The sequence below is a fragment of the Streptomyces sp. NPDC126499 genome, from assembly GCF_040302485.1.
In the GTDB taxonomy this organism is placed as follows: domain Bacteria; phylum Actinomycetota; class Actinomycetes; order Streptomycetales; family Streptomycetaceae; genus Streptomyces.
The window spans coordinates 148,215-163,204 of the sequence record NZ_JBEOUO010000013.1 but is presented as its reverse complement, the minus strand read 5'-3'; the positions used below and the strand labels follow the sequence as shown (position 1 = coordinate 163,204).

At 73.7% G+C, this 14,990-nt stretch carries 13 protein-coding genes; 5 read left to right on the top strand and 8 right to left on the bottom strand.

The annotated features are described in order from the left end of the window. Positions 1-290: 290 nt before the first annotated feature. Both ABTZ91_RS20985 and ABTZ91_RS20980 read left to right on the top strand, forming a co-directional pair. A complete protein-coding gene (locus tag ABTZ91_RS20985) occupies positions 291-2,744 on the top strand; it encodes a penicillin acylase family protein (RefSeq protein WP_352078691.1) in 2,454 nt (817 codons plus the stop codon). Then, complete coding sequence (locus tag ABTZ91_RS20980; RefSeq protein WP_352078690.1) at positions 2,741-3,304, top strand: GNAT family N-acetyltransferase; 564 nt, start codon at positions 2,741-2,743, stop codon at positions 3,302-3,304. Before ABTZ91_RS20985 ends, ABTZ91_RS20980 begins: the two co-directional genes overlap by 4 nt. 55 nt (positions 3,305-3,359) lie before the next feature. On the opposite strand, the gene ABTZ91_RS20975 is transcribed toward ABTZ91_RS20980, so the two are convergent. Further along, on the bottom strand, positions 3,360-4,454 hold the full coding sequence (locus ABTZ91_RS20975) for an amidohydrolase family protein (protein ID WP_352078689.1): 1,095 nt from the start codon (positions 4,452-4,454) through the stop codon (positions 3,360-3,362). A gap of 108 nt (positions 4,455-4,562) precedes the next feature. On the opposite strand from ABTZ91_RS20975, the gene ABTZ91_RS20970 reads away from it, so the two are divergent. Next, positions 4,563-5,663 carry an aminotransferase class V-fold PLP-dependent enzyme gene (locus ABTZ91_RS20970; RefSeq protein WP_352078759.1) on the top strand — a complete coding sequence of 367 codons (1,101 nt, stop codon included), beginning with the start codon at positions 4,563-4,565 and terminating at the stop codon, positions 5,661-5,663. Between the two features lie 202 nt (positions 5,664-5,865). On the opposite strand, the gene ABTZ91_RS20965 is transcribed toward ABTZ91_RS20970, so the two are convergent. Then, positions 5,866-6,933, bottom strand: a complete 1,068-nt coding sequence (locus tag ABTZ91_RS20965; protein ID WP_352078688.1) for an alkene reductase — start codon at positions 6,931-6,933, stop codon at positions 5,866-5,868. Positions 6,934-7,048: 115 nt separating this feature from the next. On the opposite strand from ABTZ91_RS20965, the gene ABTZ91_RS20960 reads away from it, so the two are divergent. Beyond that, complete coding sequence (locus ABTZ91_RS20960) at positions 7,049-7,582, top strand: MarR family winged helix-turn-helix transcriptional regulator (protein WP_352078687.1); 534 nt, start codon at positions 7,049-7,051, stop codon at positions 7,580-7,582. A gap of 147 nt (positions 7,583-7,729) precedes the next feature. Here ABTZ91_RS20960 and ABTZ91_RS20955 read toward each other — a convergent pair whose 3' ends face one another. From ABTZ91_RS20955 to ABTZ91_RS20935, 5 genes are all read right to left on the bottom strand, one after another. Continuing rightward, a complete protein-coding gene (locus ABTZ91_RS20955; RefSeq protein ID WP_352078686.1) occupies positions 7,730-8,803 on the bottom strand; it encodes an aminotransferase class V-fold PLP-dependent enzyme in 1,074 nt (357 codons plus the stop codon). A gap of 82 nt (positions 8,804-8,885) precedes the next feature. After that, positions 8,886-9,581, bottom strand: coding sequence for a DsbA family oxidoreductase (locus ABTZ91_RS20950; RefSeq protein ID WP_352078685.1), 696 nt, complete (start codon positions 9,579-9,581; stop codon positions 8,886-8,888). 321 nt (positions 9,582-9,902) lie between these two features. Further along, on the bottom strand, positions 9,903-10,373 hold the full coding sequence (locus ABTZ91_RS20945; RefSeq protein ID WP_352078684.1) for an NUDIX domain-containing protein: 471 nt from the start codon (positions 10,371-10,373) through the stop codon (positions 9,903-9,905). 4 nt (positions 10,374-10,377) lie between these two features. Then, a complete protein-coding gene (locus ABTZ91_RS20940; RefSeq protein WP_352078683.1) occupies positions 10,378-10,989 on the bottom strand; it encodes an XRE family transcriptional regulator in 612 nt (203 codons plus the stop codon). Between the two features lie 507 nt (positions 10,990-11,496). Further along, positions 11,497-12,558, bottom strand: a complete 1,062-nt coding sequence (locus ABTZ91_RS20935) for a DJ-1/PfpI family protein (RefSeq protein WP_352078682.1) — start codon at positions 12,556-12,558, stop codon at positions 11,497-11,499. Between the two features lie 70 nt (positions 12,559-12,628). Between ABTZ91_RS20935 and ABTZ91_RS20930 the strand changes: the two genes are divergently transcribed. Next, a complete protein-coding gene (locus ABTZ91_RS20930) occupies positions 12,629-14,005 on the top strand; it encodes an MFS transporter (protein ID WP_352078681.1) in 1,377 nt (458 codons plus the stop codon). A gap of 28 nt (positions 14,006-14,033) precedes the next feature. On the opposite strand, the gene ABTZ91_RS20925 is transcribed toward ABTZ91_RS20930, so the two are convergent. Then, positions 14,034-14,969: an AraC family transcriptional regulator gene (locus ABTZ91_RS20925; protein ID WP_352078680.1), complete on the bottom strand. Its 936-nt coding sequence runs from the start codon at positions 14,967-14,969 to the stop codon at positions 14,034-14,036. Positions 14,970-14,990: the final 21 nt, after the last annotated feature.

Below are 14,990 nucleotides of genomic sequence, written 5' to 3'. Positions count from 1 at the left end.
CGGCGACTCGAGACACCGGAATCTTTACGCACTGTGGGTGAACTGGCGGGCACCCGGCGTGAGTTCACTCCAAAGGGTGGTTTCCGCGTTCATATTCGAATCTTTCGGCACAGGCGTTCCCGCGCGCCTCGTGCGTTGCGGAGCGGGCGGGCGCGAAGGCACTCACCTGGGAGGGGGTGAGGAGGGTGAGAACGACCCGCACCCGACGGCGGTAACGGCTCGTCAACCCGCCGCGATCCCGATCCCCACGATCCTGTAGATTAATTTAGGTCAGCCTAACCTAAGAAGCGATGAGCGGATCGGGGTCGTACGCAGTGAGCATCGAGGTCTTCCGGGACGCCTTCGGCGTCCCGCATCTGCGCGCCGCCGACAGCCTCGAACTGGCCCGCGCCCAGGGCCTCGTGACCGCCCGGGACCGCGCCTGGCAGCTGGAGGTCGAGCGGCACCGGGCGCAGGGCACCACGGCCGCCTTCCTCGGTGCGGCGGAGACCGGCTGGGACACCTTCGCCCGGCAGGCCAGGCTGGCCGACACCGCGCGCCGCTGCCACGACCGGCTCGACCCGGAGACGGCGGCATGGGTGCGGGCGTACACGGACGGGGTCAACGAGGGCCTCGCGGACGGGGCCCGGCGGGCGCCCGAGTTCGCCGCGACCGGTCTGGAGCCGGGCCGCTGGGAGCCGTGGACGCCGCTCGCGGTGTGGTTGTCCACCCACATCCTCTTCGCCGGCTTCCCCACCAAGCTGTGGCGGGACCGGGTCGCGCGGACGCTCGGCGAGGAGTGGACGGAGCTCTTCGCCACGGACGGCCCCGGGACGGCCGGCTCCAACGGCTGGGTGGTCTCCGGCGCGCGGACGGCCAGCGGCGCGGCGATCGTCGCGGGCGACCCACACCGCTTCATCGAGGCGCCCGGCGTCTACCAGCAGATCCGCCTGTCCTGCCCCGAGTACGACGTGCTGGGCCTCGCGGTCCCCGGCGTGCCCGGCCTCGCCCACTTCGGCCACACCGGCCGGGTCGCCTGGGCCATCACCAACGCGATGGCCGACTACCAGGACCTCTACCGCGAACGCCTCCGCCGCCTCCCCGACGGCCGGGTCGAGGCCCTCGGCCCGGACGGCTGGGAACCGGCCACGGCGCACACGGAGACGGTCCACGTGAAGGGCCTGCCCGAGCCGGTCGCGATCGAGGTGATCGAGACGGCCCGCGGACCGGTGATCATCGGCGCGGAGGGCCCGGCGGGCGGGGCGCCGGGCGGCACCCCGGACGTCGCCCCGGTCGGGGACGCGGACGGGGACGGAGCCGCCGACGGGGGCCGGGTCCCGAGCGGAGCGGGCGCTCCGGAGGCCGGGCCGGTCGCCTCGCCGGCCACCTTGTCGGAGGCCGAGGGTGCCGGGGGTACCGGGGCCGCCGGGGACGCCGAAGGCATCCAGGATGCCGAGGGTACCGCGTACGCCGAAGGCGTCCAGGACGGCGAGGGGGCCAAGGCCGCCACGTACACCGAGGGCGTCCAGGATGCCGAGGGTGCCGCGTACACCGAGGGCATCCAGGGCGTCGAGGGTGCCCCGGGCGTCCCGGGTGGTGCCCCGGGTGCCGAGTGGGAGGCGATCAGCCTGCGCTGCCCGCCCCGGGTCACCGGTGAGCTCGGCTTCTCCGTGCTGCCCGCGCTGCTGCGGGCGCGCCGCGTCGAGGACGTCGACCGGGCGCTCGACCGCTGGGTCGAGCCGGTGAACGTCGTGCAGGCCGCCGACGTCGACGGCGGCCTGCTGCACCGGGTCGCCGGATACGTGCCCGTACGCGACCGGGCCAACCAGCTGCGGGTCGTACCGGCGTGGGAGGCGGACCACGCGTGGGAGCCGCGGGGCCGGGAGATGCCGAGGGCCGAGGTGGACGGCTACGCCGTGATGGCGAACGCGCGCGGGCTCGCCGCACCGCTGGGCGTCGAGTTCGCGCCGCCGCACCGGGCCGGGCGGATCGCCGCGCTGCTCGACGCCTCCTCGTCCTGGACGCCCGCCGCGACGGCCGCCGTCCACACCGACACCGACAACCCGTCCGCGCGCCGGCTGCTCGACGCGGTGCGGAGGACGGGGGACGGCGAGCTGTCCCCCGCCGCCCGCGCGGTGCGCGAGCGGCTGCTCGGCTGGGACCGGCGGATGGCCGCCGACAGCACCGACGCCGGGCTGTACGCGGCGGTGCGCGGGGCGGTCGTACGGCGCCTCGCAGGGCACGAGGTCTTCGCGGAGCTGCGCCAACCGGCCCCGTACCCCGCCCTGTTCCAGCCCTGGCTGGCCCTCGGCCCCCGGGTCGCGTTCGCCCTGGAGACGCTGCTCGTGTCCGGGCCGGTGCCGGCCGCGGACGTGGCGCGGATCGTCGGTGAGGCGCTGGAGGAGATCGGCGCGGAGGTCACGGCCGGCCGCACCCCGCCCGCGTGGGGGGTGACGCACCGGCTGGCGCCCTGGCAGGCCCTGCCGGACGAGGACGACGACCAGTGGCCGGGGCTCGGCGGCGACCACGACTGCGTGCTGTCCACCTCCAGCGTGCCCGGGTTCACCGACCGCAGCGCCCGCGCCTCGGCCGCCCGCTACGTCTGGGATCTCGCCGACCGCGACCGGAGCCTGTGGGTCGTGCCGTTCGGCGCCTCCGGAGTGGCCGGCGACCCGCACCACCGCGATCAGCTCCCCCTGTGGCTGCGGGGCGAGCTCGCCCCCGTCACCACCGACTGGAACCACCTCACCAAGGAAACCGCATGAGCAGAACCGAGTACGTCCGGACCGTCGAGGGCTTCGGCACCGTCCGGGTCGACCGCGTCGACCCCGAGCGCGACGCCCCGCTCCTCCACGCCTGGGTGAACGAGGAGCGCGCCCGCTTCTGGGGCATGAACGGCACCACCGTCGAGCAGGTGCGGGAGATCTACGCGCACCTCGACTCGCTCACCACCCACCACGGTTTCCTGGTGCACCGCGACGACGTGCCGGTCGCGCTCTTCCAGACGTACGACCCCGAGGCCGACCGGGTCTCCGAGTGCTACGAGGTACGGCCGGGGGACATCGGCGTGCACCTGTTCGTCGGGCCGTCGTCCGCGCCGGAGCGGGGCTTCACCGAGAGCCTGCTCACGGCCCTGATCGACTTCGCGCTGACCGGCCGCACCCGGATCGTGGGCGAGCCGGACGCCGCCAACGACAAGGCGATCGCCCGGCTCGTACGGGCCGGGTTCGAGCTGGGTCCGGAGGTCGTGCTGCCGGAGGTGGACCTGCCGGAGGTCTTCATCCCGGAGAAGAAGGCGCGCCTCGCGTTCTTCTCCCGCGCCTGAGGGGCGTCTCTCCTCGCGGGTCCCGCCCCCGCCCGGCGGCCGACGAGGGCGGGACCTAGCCGATCACCCGGCCGTTGACGATCACGCGGCGGGGTGCCGCGAGGACCCGGACGTCGGCGCGCGGGTCCTCGCCGTAGACGACGAGGTCGGCCGGCGCGCCCTCCTCCAGGGCGGGGCGGCCCAGCCAGGAGCGGGCGCGCCAGGTGGTGGCGGAGAGGGCGTCGAGGGCCGGGATGCCGGCCTTGGTGAGCTCCTCGACCTCGGCGGCGACCAGGCCGTGCGGCAGGGAGCCGCCCGCGTCGGTGCCGACGAAGACCGGGATGCCGGCGTCCCAGGCGGCGCGGACCGTGTCGTAACGGCGGGCGTGGAGCCGGCGCATGTGGGCCGACCAGCGCGGGAACTTCTCCTCGCCGCCGTCCGCGAGGTGCGGGAAGGTCGCGATGTTGACCAGGGTGGGCACGATGGCGACGCCGCGCTCGGCGAAGAGCGGGATGGTGTCCTCGGTGAGGCCGGTGGCGTGCTCGACGCAGTCGATGCCCGCCTCGACCAGGTCGCGCAGCGAGTCCTCGGCGAAGCAGTGCGCGGTGACGCGGGCGCCGAGCCGGTGGGCCTCGGCGATGGCCGCCTCGACCTCGGCGCGGGGCCAGGACGGGGCCAGGTCGCCGAGGCCGCGGTCGATCCAGTCGCCGACCAGCTTGACCCAGCCGTCGCCGCGCCGCGCCTCCCGCCCGACGTAGGCGACGAGCTCGTCGGGCTCGATCTCGTGGGCGTAGTTGCGGATGTAGCGGCGGGTGCGGGCGATGTGCCGGCCGGCCCGGATGATCTTCGGCAGGTCCTCGCGCTCGTCGATCCAGCGGGTGTCGGAGGGCGAGCCGGCGTCGCGGATGAGCAGGGTGCCGGCGTCGCGGTCGGTCACGGCCTGCTTCTCGGCGGTGACCTCGTCGACGGGGCCGTGCTGGTCGAGGCCGACGTGGCAGTGGGCATCGACCAGGCCCGGCAGCGCCCAGCCTTCGACGGTCACGGCGTCCCCGGCGAGCCGGGCCGGCCGCTCGAACGTGATCCGCCCGTCGACGCACCACAGTTCGTCCCGTACGTCCTCCGGGCCGACGAGCACCCGCCCCTTCACATGCAGCACCGCGTCATCGCTCATACCCGCACTCTACGAGGGTGCCCCGTTACGCTGGCCCGGAGCTCCACCCGTACCTCCTGGGTACCCCCGTACCCCCGTATGCGATGAGAAGAAGGCACCACCGTGACCGTGACACATCCGCTGCTCGACCTGGCCCCGCTGACCGCCGCGCAGTTCGCGTCGATCGAGCGGCGGGTCGCCGCGCTGCTCCGCACGGAGCAGGACGTGGTGATCACCCAGGGCGAGGCGCTGCTGCCGCTGGAGGGCTGCATCCGCAGCGGGGCGCGGCCGGGGTCGACGGCGCTGAACGTCGTCACGGGTCCGTACGGGCAGACCTTCGGCAACTGGCTGCGCGACTGCGGTGCGACCGTGGTCGACCTGGAGGTGCCCTTCCACACGGCGGTGACCGCCGAGCAGGTGGCGCGGGCCTTCGAGGAGCACCCGGAGATCGACTTCGTGTCGCTGGTGCATGCCGAGGCGGCGACCGGGAACACCAATCCGGTCGCGGAGATCGGCGAGGTGGTGCGGGCGCACGGCGCGCTGTTCTACCTGGACGCGGTGGCGTCGATCGGCGCCGAGCCGGTGCTGCCGGACGCCTGGGGCGTCGACATGTGCATCATCGGCGCGCAGAAGGCGATGGGCGGTCCGGCGGGCGTCTCGGCGGTGTCGGTGAGCGAGCGGGCCTGGGAGCGGTTCGCCGCCAACCCGGCCGCGCCGCGCCGCTCGTACCTCTCCCTCCTGGACTGGAAGGAGCGGTGGATCGACGGTGGCCGGAAGGCTCTGCTGCACGCCCCGGCGCAGCTGGAGATGCTGGCCCTCGAGGCGTGTCTGGAGCGGATCGAGGCGGAGGGCCTGGACGCGCTGATGGCCCGGCACGCCTCGGCCGCGGCGGCGACCCGCGCGGGTGCGCTGGCGCTCGGCGGCGGTCTGGAGCCGTACGTCCACGAGGCGAAGGACGCGGCCCCGGTCGCCACGACGCTGCGGTCCCCCGCCGGGGTGGACGCCTCGGAGCTGGTGGCGAAGGCGCTGGCCGCGGACCCGTCGCTGCCGCTGATCGCGGGTGGCGGGGCGCTGGCGAAGGAGATGATCCGGGTGAACCACTACGGGGTGGACGCGACCCGGGGCGCGGTGCAGTCCTCGCTGGCGGCGCTGGGCGCGGCGCTGGCGGACAGTGGGCGCCCGGTGGACCTGGAGGGCGCGCGCCGGGCGGTCACGGAGGCGTGGGCGTAGCCAGCCGGTACGTGCCTGTGGCCGCCCGACGTCGCGGAGGGGCCTGGGCGTAGCCGGTACGCGCCTGTGGCCGCCCGACGTCGCGGAGGGGCCTGGGCGCAGCCCGTACGGTCCCGTGGCCGCCGCCGGCAGGGGGGCGGCCCGGGCGCGGCCCGTGGGGGTTTCCCGTGGCCGCCCGCCGTGGCCGAAGGGTCGGGCAGGACTACAGCGTCGGGTAGTCGGTGTAGCCGCGGTGGTCGCCGCCGAAGTAGGTGGCCGGGTCCGGGGTGTTGTACGGGCCGCCGGCCTTAAGGCGGGCGGGCAGGTCGGGGTTGGCGAGGAACAGCGCGCCGAACGCGATCAGGTCGGCGGTGCCGTCCTCGATCAGGGCCAGGGACTCGGGGCCGGTCGGCCCGTCGGTGGCCGGGTTGAGGACGAAGGCACCGGAGAACCGCTTGCGCAGGGCGAGGGTGAGTTCGCGCCGTCCGGGCTGGACCTCGGTGACGTGGAGATAGGCGAGGCCGAGGGGTTCGAGGGCGTCGACGAGACGCGTGTAGGTCTCCTCGGTGTCGGTCTCGGTGATGTCGTTGTACGGGTTGGCCGGGGAGAGCCGGATCGCGGTGCGCTCGGGGCCGATCTCCTCGGCGACGGCGCGTACGACCTCGACGGCGAAGCGGATCCGGTTCTCGACCGGACCGCCCCACTCGTCGGTGCGCAGGTTGGAGCCGGTGGCGAGGAACTGGTGGACCAGATAGCCGTTGGCGCCGTGGATCTCGACGCCGTCGAAGCCGGCCTCGACGGCGTTGCGGGCGGCGGCGGCGAAGTCGGCGACGGTCTCGCGCACCTGGTCGGCGGTGAGCGCGCGCGGGGCGACGAAGTCGATGAGGCCGGTGCCGGCGAAGAGCTGTCCGGCGGGGGTGACGGCGGAGGGGGCGACCGGGTGGAGGCCGTCGCCGAGGACCTCGGGGTGGCTGATCCGGCCGGCGTGCATCAGCTGGGCGAAGATCCTTCCGCCGCGCTCGTGGACGGCGCCGGTGACCTCGCGCCAGGCGGCGATCTGCTCCCTGCTGTGCAGGCCCGGGGTGTTGGGGTAGCCCTGGCCGACGGCGCTGGGCTGGATGCCCTCGCTGACGATGAGGCCCGCGGAGGCGCGCTGGGCGTAGTACTCGGCGGTGAGCGGGGTCGGGACGCGGCGCTCGCCGTCGGCCCGGCTGCGGGTCATGGGGGCCATGGCGATGCGGTTGGCGAGGCGGGTGCCGGCGAGGTCGACAGGGTCGAAGGCGGTGGTCATGGCGGTTCCCTCACAGTTTATGTGGTCGGCCAACTATCTCCGTGCGAGCCACTGTAACGCATTGATTGGCCGACCAAGATAATCTGGGAGGAAGAGACCTCCCGAGGAGCCGCAGATGCCCGAGAAGGATCCCGCCTGTACCGCCGCGGCGGACAGCCTGCCGTCCGCCGCCCGCGGCGGCCCGCTGAGCTACGCCCTGTCCCGGGTGGCCCGGCTGCACCGGATCGCGGCGGGCCGGCGCCTGCGGGAGCTGGGCCTCTATCCGGGACAGGAGTTCCTGATGATGGCGCTGTGGGACTGCGGCCCGGTGCGCCAGTCCGCCCTGATCCAGTCGCTCGGGCTCGACCCGTCGACGGTCACCAAGATGCTCCAGCGCCTGGAGCAGTGCGGCCACGTCCGCCGCCGCCCCGACCCGGCCGACCGGCGGGCCGTGCTGGTCGAGGCGACGGAGGAGGGCGAGGCGCTGCGGGCCCGCGTCGAGGGGGTGTGGTCCGGCCTGGAGGAGGACTCCCTGGCCGGGCTCGGTACGGCCGACCGGGACGAGCTCATGCGGCTGCTCGGCCGCCTGGAGGAGAACCTGCGCCACGAGGCGGGCGACGGGGCGGGGGACGGGGCGGGCGACTGCCCGCCGCCGGGGGGCGGCGCGTAGACCGCGTACGGGCCGACCCTGGCGGTCGGCGCTCGACCCCAGGGCTCAGCCCCCGCGCCGGACGCCCATGCCCGGCCTTGAGGGTCGGCCCTGGCGGTCGGCCCGGGGGTCGGCCCTGGCGGTCGGCCCGGGGGTCGGCCCTGGTGCTCAGCCCGCCAGGACGTCGAGGGCGCGGTCGACGTCAGCCGAGGAGTTGTAGAGGTGGAAGGAGGCCCGCAGGTTGCCGGCGCGGGCCGAGAGCAGCACGCCGGCCTCGCGCAGGGCGGCACTGCGGTCGCCGAGGCCGGGGACGCCGACCACCGTCGAGTCGTCCCGCACCGGGGCGTGGCCGAGGGCGGTGACACCGGCCCGGAAGCGGGCGGCGAGGGCCTTGTTGTGGGCCTCGATGCGCTCGATGCCGATCTCCTCGAGGAGGGCGAGCGAGCGGGCCGCCCCGTGGTACGACAGGAAGGCGGCGGGCTCGTCGAAGCGGCGGGCCGAGCGGGCGAGTTCGCGCACGGGGCCGTAGCTGTTGACCCACAGTTGCTCACCGGTGACCCAGCCGGCGTGGATGGGCAGCAGCGTGTCCTGCGCCTCTTCGGTGACGGTGAGGAAGGAGGCGCCGCGCGGGCAGAGCAGGTACTTGTAGCCGCCGGAGACGGTGTAGTCCCACTCCCCCGCGTACAGCGGCAGCCAGCCCGCGGACTGGGTGGCGTCGAGCAGGGTACGGGCGCCGTGCGCCGCCGCGGCGGCGCGGATCGCCGCGAAGTCGGCCGTACGGCCGTCCGCCGACTGCACGGCGGAGAAGGCGACGAGCGCGGTCTCCGGCCGGACGGACTCGGCGAGCCGCTCCAGCGGCACGAAACGGGTCTTCAGGTCGCCGCGGACGGTGAAGGGGGTGATGACGGAGGAGAAGTCCCCCTCGGGGAACAGGATCTCGGCCCCGGCCGGCATCGACTGGGCCACCATGCCGACGTGGACGGAGACCGAGCTGCCGACGGCGACCCGGTCGGGGGTGACGTGGGCGAGCCGGGCGAAGGCGGAGCGGGCCTCGTCGACGACATCGAAGCTGCCCGCGCCGTCGGGGCGGCCGGCGGCGGTCTCCTCGGCGAGGAGGGTGACGGCCTCGACGGTGCGGCGGGGCAGCAGGGCACAGGCGGAGGTGTTGAGGTAGGCCTGCCGGGGGGCGAACTCGGCGCCGCCCAGGGGCTCCAGGGTTTCCGTGGCTTCCAGAGATTCCATGGCCACAGCCTGGATCCCCCGCGACTCAAAGTCAATTGCCTAAAGTCGCGGGCTGTCCCCAAGATTTACTTATAGCGTCAGCTCAGCAGTTGCCGCCGTCGACGTCGCAGGCGGCGGCGTCCCCGCCGACCGGCTGGAGGGTGCGGCCCTGCCATGCCTGCTCCAGGGCCTGGGTGAAGACCTCGGCGGGCTGGCCGCCGGAGACCCCGTACTTCCGGTCGAGGACGAAGAACGGCACCCCGTTGGCGCCGAGTTCGGCCGCCTCGCGCTCGTCGGCCCGTACGGCGTCGGCGTACGCGGACTCGTCGGCCAGGACCGCGCGGACCTCGCCCTCGTCCAGCCCGGCCTCCACGCCGAGGGCCACCAGCGTCCCGGCGTCGAAGACCGAGCGCTCCTCGGCGAAGTTGGCCCGGTAGGCCAGATCGAGCAGCTCGTTCTGCCGGCCGCGGTCCTTCGCCAGGTGCAGCAGACGGTGGATGTCGAAGGTGTTGCCGTGGTCGCGCCCCTCGCTGCGGTACTCCAGGCCCTCGGCGTGGGCGTTGGAGGCGACATGGGCCTCCATGGCACGCGCCTCGTCGAGGGTGCGCCCGTACTTCTTCGCCAGCATCTCCAGGACGGGGGCGGTGTCCCCCTTCGGCCGGTTCGGGTCGAGCTCGAAGGAGCGGTGCACGACCTCGACCTCGTCCCGGTGGGCGAAGGCCGCGAGCCCCTTCTCGAAGCGGGCCTTGCCGATGTAGCACCAGGGACAGGCGATGTCGCTCCAGATCTCGACGCGCATGGGGGCTTCTCTCCTCGACGGGGACGGCGGGCGGGCTGTTTCCGTGACGGGAACGCCCCGGCCCGCCGCGTTCATTCCACCGCCGGACCCGGTGTGAGGCGGCTGACACCGATCCTCTCGCCGACGGCGGCTATCAGGGCACCGGACTGGCCATCCCCCCCGGCTCGGCTTCGCCCGGATGCACAACCTCGCCCCCGCCGGGTGGCAACCGGGCCGCACGGTGGTTCACCATGGCCCGAGGCGACGAGACGATCGCGCACGGGTATGGCTGCGGGACTTCTCCGCATTTCGACTGCTGTGCGGACAGGAATGGAGGGAGACTCAGCCGAGATACGGTTGATCTCTGTTCTCCAGATAATGCGCCAGCCGTAGCCGCTGGGTGTGGTGCATGGGCAGCTTCTCCAGTTCCTCGGGGTCGACGAAGCGGAGTTCCGTCGACTCATCGGAGATGCCGAGTTCTCCGCCGATGATCCGGGCCCGAAAACATACGTTGAACTGTCGCCGCACTTCCCCGTCGCTGTACTCGATGATGTGACGCGGGTCCGTGTACGTACCGATGAGGCCCGTGACTTCGACGTCCAGCCCCGTCTCTTCCTTGACTTCCCGTACAGCCGCTCCGGGCAGTGAGTCGGCCATGTCCATTCCGCCACCAGGCAGTGCCCAGAGGTCGTTGTCCCGCCGGCGCTGTAGCAGGATGCGGCCTCGGTCGTCGGTCACGACGGCTGAGGCCGCCACGACCAGGCTGTTGGGCTCGGGGGCGTTCGGGTCGTCGTAGTACTCGGTGCGCGCCATGGGCTCAGCCTTCCACGAGTTGGGCGGTCTCCCACACGGCCGTGAAGCTCTCCGTGTAGGTGTCGAACATCCCTCCGTTGCCGTGCCGCCGAAGGTGCCAGACTGGCGCCCCGTAAGCGTTCACGCCCCAGACATGAGCGTTGACCAACATCTGATCGTCAGCGCGATAGAGGCTGTTGTAGAGCGTGGTTTCGTGCGTCCGCAGTTCCACCCCCGGAACACGCAGCAACGGTCGGTAGTGCATCAGGGCGAGTCGGCAGCGTGACTCAATGCCGTGCCCGAACCTCTCTTCCCTCCCGCGCTGTTGGACGTTCTCACTGTCGGCGTCTCCCAGCGCGATTCGGACCTTGCACCCTTCGGCAGCCCGCTCCCGCAGTAGGTCGTTGAGGCGGGGATACGCCTCATGCAGGAATACGGCCGCGTAGACGAGCACGTCGATTCGCTCGCTGGCGTGACTGAACAGATCAACGAACGTGGAAACGGGAAGGTCTGCCCGCTGGTCGTACAGGGTGACCAGTTCGGGGCTGACGGCCCGTGCCGCACGCGCCTGCCTGAGCGCCGGCCAGAGCGCGTGGACGTCTTCCCCCAGTGCTTCGGCAGCCTTGAGCGCCGTCACTCGCCGCGGCGTGCGTCCCAGGTTCGCCCATCGCTCAACGCTCTTCGGGTCAACGTCCGCTGCCTCGGCGAGGGCTGCGTATGTCCACCGGCCGGTTCCCTACACTCCGTGACTCCCTGGGGGACGTTCTACCTCATGCGGGACGTCCCGAAGTGGGAAATGTACGTAGTTCCCACGTCCCCGCGAGCGGCGCGACGATCAGGCAACGCGACCTGAGGGGACGACGCAGGATGACCAGCAAGAGACTGAATCAGTGCACCGACGCGAGGCAGTGGGAGTACGCGACCTACGCGGCTGGTAGTCGTTCAGCGGATCAGAGTCACGGTGTCGGGCGGGACAAGCCACTCACGCCCCCGCCCTCGGGGCGCAGGAACCAACACAGTTCGGGGGGTCAGACCCGCCCCGCCTGTGTGCCACCCGTCCGGCGCACGGGCGGGGCTTTCGTAGGTTTCGTCCCAGCAGGCCATGCCTTGCGATGACCTGCGGGAACGCCCCGGCCCGCCGCGTTCATTCCACCGCCGGACCCGGTGTGAGGCGGCTGACACCCGCGCCGACACCGGCACCGGCACCCGCCCCGACACCGGCACCGGCCCCCGCCCCCGCCGCCGCCCCAACCCCCGTCAGCCGGTTGAACGACGCCCGGTACGCGCTCGGCGTGAGCCCCGTTCTGCGCAGGAGGTGGTGGCGGAGGGAGTCCGCGCTGCCGAGGCCGGATTCGCGGGCGAGGCGGTCCATGGGGAGGGCGGTGGTCTCCAGGAGTTCCTTGGCCCGTTCGATGCGCTGGTGCAGCAGCCACTGGAGGGGGCTGACGCCGGTCTCGGCGAGGAAGCGACGGGACAGGGTGCGGACGGAGACGCCGGCGTGCCGGGCCAGGTCGGTGAGGGTGAGGGGTTCGTCGAGGCGTTCCATGGCCCACGCGCGCGTACCGGCGAAGGAGACGCCGCGCTCCGGCGGCAGCGGGGTCTGGGTGAACTGGGTCTGGCCGCCGGGCCGTACCGGTGCGACGAGGGCGAGCCGGGCCACGGTGTTGGCGACGGCGGCGCCGTGGTCGGTGCGGATGACGTGGAGGCACAGGTCGATGCCGGCGGCGTAGCCGGAGGAGGTCAGCAGCGGTCCGTCCTGCACGAAGAGGACGTCGTCCTGGAGGTCGACGGCCGGGTGGCGTTCGGCGAGGAGATCGCGGTAGGCCCAGTAGGTGGTGGCGCTGCGGCCGTCGAGGAGCCCGGCGGCGGCGAGCGCGAAGGAGCCGGTGCAGATCGAGGCGATCCGCTTGCCGTCGGCGGCGGCCCGGCGCAGCACGTCGAGGATGCGCGGATCGGGGTCGGTGTACGAGCCGCTGCCGGCGAGGACGACGGTGTCGGCGGCCGCCACGGCGTCGAGGGAGTGCGGCACGTGCAGGTCGAGGCCGCCGGTGGTGGCGACGGGGCCAGGGTCGGGCGCGCAGATGACGGTCTCGTAGCCGGGGCGGCCGTCGACCTCGACCTTGCCGAACAGCATCTCCGGAATGGCGAGGTTGAACATCGAGACGGGCGGGGCGGCGACGACGGCGACGCGCCGGAGACGGGTCATGGCCAGAACCTCCGGGGATATGGCATTCCGGCCACTACTGTACGGCCCCGCTGATCACCAGGCTGGACGCATGAGCACAACCGACCTCGTCACGCCCCGCGTCGACGCCCCCGAGTCCGTCCGCCCCCGCCCGCAGCACCGGTCCGGCCCCGCGCTCGCCGCCGCCATGCTGGGCTTCGCCCTCATCACCCTCGACACCTCGGTGGTGAACGTGGCCCTGCCCGCGATCGGTTCCGATCTGCGGACCGGGATGACCGGACTGCAATGGGTGGTCGACGCGTACACCCTGCCCTTCGCCGCGCTGCTGCTGTCCAGCGGCGCGCTCGCCGACCGGATCGGGGCGAGCCGCGCGTACGCGGCCGGGGTCGTCGTCTTCACCCTGGCCTCGGTCGCCTGCGGTCTGGCCCCGGGCCTTCCGTCGCTGCTCGCGGCCCGTACGGTGCAGGGCGCCGCGGCGGCGGTGATGCTGCCCGCCTCGCTCGCGCTGGTACGGGAGGCGTACGGCGATCCCGTACGGCGGGCCCGCGCGGTGTCGCTGTGGGCGGCGGGCGGCACGGTGGCGGTGGCCCTCGGCCCGGTCGCGGGCGGGGCCCTGACCACGGCGTGGAGCTGGCGCGGGATCTTCTTCGTCAACCTGCCGCTCGGCCTGCTGGCGCTCGCGCTGCTGACCCTCGTCGCCCGCTCGCCGCGGCGGCCCGCGCCGCTGGACCTGCCGGGTCAGCTGACCGCCGTGGTCGCGCTCACGGCGCTGACCTTCGCGGCGATCGAGCACGGCCCGCGGGCGTGGTGGGCGCTCGGGGCGGCGGTGGTCTTCTTCGCCGCCTTCCTGGTGATCGAGGCGCGGCGGAGGCATCCGATGGTGCCGCTGGGCCTGTTCCGCCGCACCACGGTGGTCGTCGCGGTGACGGCGGGCGCGGCCAACACGGTCGCCTTCTACGGCATGGTCTTCGTCTTCAGTCTGTTCTTCCAGCAGGTGCTCGACCTGTCGGCGCTCGGCGCCGGCCTGATGTTCCTGCCGATGACGGGGCTGCTCGCCGGGGTGAACGTGCTGTCGGGGAAGGTGGCGGCACGGTACGGGGCGCGGCTGCCGATCGTCGTCGGCCAGGTCGTCGCGGTGGCCGGGCTGCTCGGCCTGCTCACCGTGGACGCGGGCACGCCGCGGCCGGTACAGGCGCTGCTGCTGGTGCCGCTGGCGCTGGGCTGCGGCTTCTCCCTGCCGCCGCTGATCGCCGCCATGCTGGAGGCGGTGCCGGCGGAGCGCGCGGGCACGGCGGCCGGTCTGCTGAACGCGATCCGGCAGACGGCCGGGGCGCTTGCCGTGGCGGTCTTCGGCTCCCTCGCCGCCGACGGCGTGCGGACGGCCCTGCGCGACGCGCTGCTGATCAGCGCCGGGCTGCTCGCCCTGACCGCCCTCGGCTCCCTGCGACTGCCCCGCCACCGCGCCTAGTGTCGGCGCTCGGCGGCCCGGAGGGTCTTCAGGACGCCTTGCGGTACTGGCCCGGGGCCATCCCGTACTCCCGCTTGAAGGCCTTGGCGAAGGCGAACTCGGAGGAGTAGCCGGCGCGTTGGGCGACGGTGCGCAGGGGCAGGTCGTCGGTGCGCAGCAGCCGGCCGGCGGTGGTCATGCGCCACCAGGTGAGGTAGGCGAGCGGCGGGCGGCCCACGAGGGTGGTGAAGCGGCGGGCGAAGGCGGCGCGGGAGAGTCCGCCGAGGGCGCCGAGCTCCTCCACCGTCCAGGGGCGCGCCGGGTCGTCGTGGAGGGCGCGCAGGGCGGTGGCGACGGCCGGGTCGCCGAGCGCGGCGGACCAGCCGGTGGAGCGGTCGGCACGTTCGGTGAGCCACCAGGTGCGCAGCAGGTAGAGCAGCAGCGTGTCGAGGAGGGCGGGCACGATCGCGTCGGATCCTGGCTGGGGTTCGGCGAGTTCGGCGCCGAGCATCTCGACGGCGGCGCGCAGCCGGGGGTGGGCGCCGACCCGGGCGGGGATGTGGACGTACGGGGGGAGCTCGGTCAGCAGCGGGTGGGCGCGGTCCCGGCTCAGCTGGTAGGCGCCGCACAGGAGCAGGGTCTCCTCGGCGCCGACCGGGCCGCGGTCGGGCGGGGTGGGCCAGCTGCCGTCGGGCTCGGGGACCGCATCGACGAGCGGGGTGTCGGGGCGGTCGGCGAGGCCGTGGCCGGTGCCGTGGGCGAGCAGGACGACGTCGCCGGGGCCGAGCCGGACGGGTGCGGCGGCACCGCCGGGGGCGCGCGGGTCGGGCGGGGGCAGCAGCCAGGCGGTGCCCTGGAGGACGACGTGGAAGCCGGCGCCCTTGCTGGGCGGGAAGCGGAAGCCCCAGGGCGCGAACCTGACCGTGCGGGAGGAGTGGGGGCGGCCGGTGCGCATCGCGGCGATGGCATCGCTCAGTACGTCCATGCCCGGCACCGTACCGCCCCC